Source organism: Bradyrhizobium sp. PRIMUS42, assembly GCF_023006515.1.
Lineage (GTDB): Bacteria > Pseudomonadota > Alphaproteobacteria > Rhizobiales > Xanthobacteraceae > Bradyrhizobium.
Genome location: NZ_JALBGZ010000817.1, coordinates 1 through 2,564, shown reverse-complemented (window position 1 = coordinate 2,564; position 2,564 = coordinate 1). Strand labels below are relative to the sequence as shown.

4 protein-coding genes are annotated in these 2,564 nt (G+C 63.8%); 1 reads left to right on the top strand and 3 read right to left on the bottom strand.

Annotated features, from left to right (window positions below; all coding sequences use genetic code 11):
• Positions 1-389: 389 nt before the first annotated feature.
• The 3 genes from MOV75_RS34125 to MOV75_RS34115 all read right to left on the bottom strand — a co-directional run bounded on the left by MOV75_RS34125 (position 390) and on the right by MOV75_RS34115 (position 1,830).
• A complete protein-coding gene (locus tag MOV75_RS34125) occupies positions 390-980 on the bottom strand; it encodes an SCO family protein (protein ID WP_246931272.1) in 591 nt (196 codons plus the stop codon).
• 24 nt (positions 981-1,004) lie between these two features.
• Positions 1,005-1,199: a hypothetical protein gene (locus MOV75_RS34120; protein WP_247007534.1), complete on the bottom strand. Its 195-nt coding sequence runs from the start codon at positions 1,197-1,199 to the stop codon at positions 1,005-1,007.
• 109 nt (positions 1,200-1,308) lie between these two features.
• On the bottom strand, positions 1,309-1,830 hold the full coding sequence (locus MOV75_RS34115) for a hypothetical protein (protein WP_246931271.1): 522 nt from the start codon (positions 1,828-1,830) through the stop codon (positions 1,309-1,311).
• Between the two features lie 265 nt (positions 1,831-2,095).
• Between MOV75_RS34115 and MOV75_RS34110 the strand changes: the two genes are divergently transcribed.
• Positions 2,096-2,564, top strand: a 469-nt coding sequence (locus MOV75_RS34110; protein ID WP_247007533.1) for an FAD-binding protein, incomplete at its 3' end; no start/stop codon positions are given.

Sequence of the window (2,564 nt, the reverse complement as noted above, 5' to 3'; positions counted from 1 at the left end):
AGGTGCCGCCGGGGGCCGCTTGGCCGGGGCCTGAGCGTTTGCGGCGCCCAAGCCCATGACCAGGCACGCGGCAACGGCCAGCCCGGTCAGCAAGCCGCGGGCAGAATTAGACGATTTCGCCTGGTGCGATGGAGCCATCGGCCGGAAATGAACGAATTTCATTGGGATCGGAGGGCGTTATAGACCATCCCGCCGGGAACGCGAGTGCGGAATGTGGCCATGGCGAAGGTGCCCTCCCTCCCCGCTTGCGGGGGAGGGCCGGGGAGAGGGTGTCTCGACAAAGGGAGAGTCCCCCAAAGGAAAGAGCCCTCACCCGGCGCTTCGCGCCGACCTCTTCCGCATGCGGGAGAGGTTCATCGAGATCGCCGCCCGATCATTCTGCCAAATGCCTAGAGATACTTCTTCAAATCCGCCGCCGCCTCTTCGGGCGTGCGTTTCAGGTTGAACGGCGACACGAACCTCCCATCGCGGTCCATCAGATAGATCAGCGCGGTGTGGTCCATGGTGTAGTCGCCGTCCTTGGTCGGGACCTTCTTGGCGTAGACCCGATAGGAGGTGATGACCTTGGCGGTCTCGGCGGGATCGCCGCTGAGCCCTTCGAGATGCGGATCGAAGCTCGACAGATACTCCTTCATGGTCGCCGGCGTATCCCGTTCGGGATCGACCGAGATGAAGACGGCATTGACCTTGTCGGCGTCCTTGCCCATCGCGCGCAGCACCTCCGAGATCTCGAACAGCGAGGTCGGACAGACGTCGGGGCAATGGGTGTAGCCGAAGAAGATCAGGGTCGGCTTGCCCTTCAGGTTCTTGTCGGTGACGGCCTTGCCGTTCTGGTCGGTGAGCTGGAACGGGCCGCCGATCGCTGCCGGCTGCGCCACCTTGCTGACCCCGCCCATGGCCCAGAACAGGATCAGGAGGCCGACAACAAGGCTTGCGGCGAAGGCGGTCGCGATCACCAGCGGACGGGCGGCGGAACTCATGAGCGGAAAACTTCCTGTCGCGGATCAGAAGCAGGCGGCGAAACCGGTCCTGATCATTTCGAAGAACATCTGCGTACCGTAGTGGAACCACAGCGCCAGCGCGCCGAGCACCAGCAATCCACCGATCGCCACGCCCGCCCACAGCAGCACGGATGGCGTCCGGCCGGCAGTGGGCGAATTGTCCTGTAGGCGATGTGCCGGATGCACTGGTTGAGCCATGGCAATGATGGGGGCAAAAGCCCGGGTTCCCAACCTTCAGATAGGCTTCGGCCCGCCTGCGGGCAAGGCGCCGCCGGCGGGCCAGAACGATCCTGTCAGGCCGAGAATGTCAGTGCAGGAGCTGGCCCCGGGCGGATTCGATCTGGTCCGCTTGCGGGAGAGGCCGGCGCGACGGCTTGATCGCCGAGGCTTGGGCATCCAGGTAGCAGGGCTTGTACATGGCCTGGAGCTGCTTGCCCTTAAGGAACAGCATGTGCGGGGTGAGACCGCCGCGCTGGTTGATCCAGCGCCTCACCTGCGAGGGATACATCGCATAAAGCATCTGGGTCGCTTCAGCATTGGTGACGGCACGGCCGTTGGACCCGAAATCCCAGGCCGCGTGGAAGCCAAGCGTCGCGCTCGAGGTCACGCAGATTCGGTCATGCGGGATGGCGCCGAGGACGATCGTACAGGCGGAGGCGCAGAGGCCGTCGATGATGACGGTTTCGCCTGATTGACGCAGGTCCTGATACTTGTCGACGTAGGTTCCAATCCGGCCGCCGCGGTCATCCGCGATCCGAACCACCGCGTGAGAAGCCCCCATGCCAGCGATCAACAGAACCGCCGCAAGCAACCCCGTCAGAAACTTCATTGGCCCCCGCCCCGGTCGAATTCGAATCTGCGTGTCAGGTGGTGATGCACGGCTAGCGTCTGTCGTAACCGAGGTTTTGTCTAGGCAGGCCGGCTCGCTCAAAACAAATTCAAATCCAGTGTTGCGTCCGCGCTGCACTCGGCAGGTCTCTATCCCAAAGTGGAACAAGTTAACGATGTCTTGCGCGCCACACACTTGATCTCAGTTACGACCGCTGGCTTCAATCCGGGCAATTACAGGGGGGAACTCATGGAGGGGGAAATGCATGGCTGAGAAAACAGACGTCGTCGTCGTCGGCGCGGGGCTGTCGGGTCTTGTGGCCGCCACCGAGATTGCCGACTCAGGCAAGCGCGTGATCGTGGTCGACCAGGAAGGCGAGCAGTCGCTCGGCGGTCAGGCGTTCTGGTCGTTCGGCGGATTGTTCCTGGTCGATTCGCCGGAGCAGCGCCGGCTCGGCATCAAGGATTCCTTCGACCTGGCCATGCAGGATTGGATCGGTGCCGCGGGCTTCGACCGCGACGAGGATTTCTGGCCGCGGCAATGGGCCGAGGCCTATGTGGCGTTCGCCGCCGGCGAGAAGCGCACATGGCTGCGGGCCATGGGCCATCGCATCTTTCCCGTGGTCGGCTGGGCCGAGCGTGGCGGTTACGACGCGATGGGCCACGGCAATTCCGTGCCGCGCTTTCACGTCACCTGGGGTACCGGCCCCGGCATCGTCGAGCCGTTCGAGCGCC

Coding starts and splice junctions, on each gene's coding strand:
- MOV75_RS34125 (WP_246931272.1), bottom strand. CDS start 980: ATGAGTTCCGCCGCCCGTCCGCTGGTGATCGCGACCGCCTTCGCCGCA.
- MOV75_RS34120 (WP_247007534.1), bottom strand. CDS start 1,199: ATGGCTCAACCAGTGCATCCGGCACATCGCCTACAGGACAATTCGCCC.
- MOV75_RS34115 (WP_246931271.1), bottom strand. CDS start 1,830: ATGAAGTTTCTGACGGGGTTGCTTGCGGCGGTTCTGTTGATCGCTGGC.